Below are 766 nucleotides of genomic sequence, written 5' to 3' on the forward strand. Positions count from 1 at the left end.
GGCGCCAGCCAGGGCGCGAAGACCGCGACGAGCACGATCAGCGCCAGCAGGACGAGCCCGACCCAGGACAGGCGGTTGCGGGTAAAGGCGAGCCAGAGGCCGCCCGGCCGCACCGGTTCGGTTGCGGTGGTGTCGGTCATTCGTATTTCACCCTGGGGTCGACGAGGCCATAGGCGAGATCGGTGAGCGTATTCACGGCGATCACGCAGACGGCGAAGATGATCATCAGGCCCTGCAGCAGCGTATAGTCACGGGCGTTGAGCGCCCCGACGATCAGCTTGCCGAGGCCCGGCCGGTTGAAAATGATCTCGGTCAGCACCGAATTGCCGATCAGCGTGCCGAAATACAGGCCGACGACCGTGATGATCGGGATCAGGCTGTTGCGCAGCGCATGGCGCATCACGAGCTGGCCGGAGCCGACGCCCTTGGCGCGGGCGGTGCGGATATAGTCCTCGGTCAGCACGCCGAGCATCGCGGCGCGCGTCACGCGCATCACATAGGCCATCATGATGATGCCGAGGTTCAGCGCGGGCAGCGCGAGCTGGCGCATGCGATCGGCGAAGTCGGTGCCGCTCGCAGCGCCGCCCAGCACCGGAAACCAGCCGAGCTGGATCGAGAACACGATCAGCATCAGGATGCCGGAGACGAAAGCGGGAAACGACAGGCCCACCAGCGAGACGACGCGCGAGACATAGTCGAGCCAGCCATTGCGGGTGAGCGCCGCGGCGACACCCAGCGGCAGGCCGAAGATCAGCCCGATTACGAC

The 766-nt window shown here is 66.2% G+C and carries 1 protein-coding gene and 1 pseudogene; both read right to left on the reverse strand.

What is annotated here, in order from left to right; genetic code table 11:
- A pseudogene (locus AC1D2L_RS25785) lies at positions 1-140 on the reverse strand (ABC transporter permease); the annotation flags it as partial.
- A partial coding sequence (locus AC1D2L_RS25790; RefSeq protein ID WP_476848744.1) for an ABC transporter permease occupies positions 137-766 on the reverse strand: 630 nt, incomplete at its 5' end. The gene AC1D2L_RS25790 and the pseudogene AC1D2L_RS25785, both read right to left, overlap by 4 nt.

This window comes from Allobosea sp. P1_B10, from assembly GCF_056406735.1.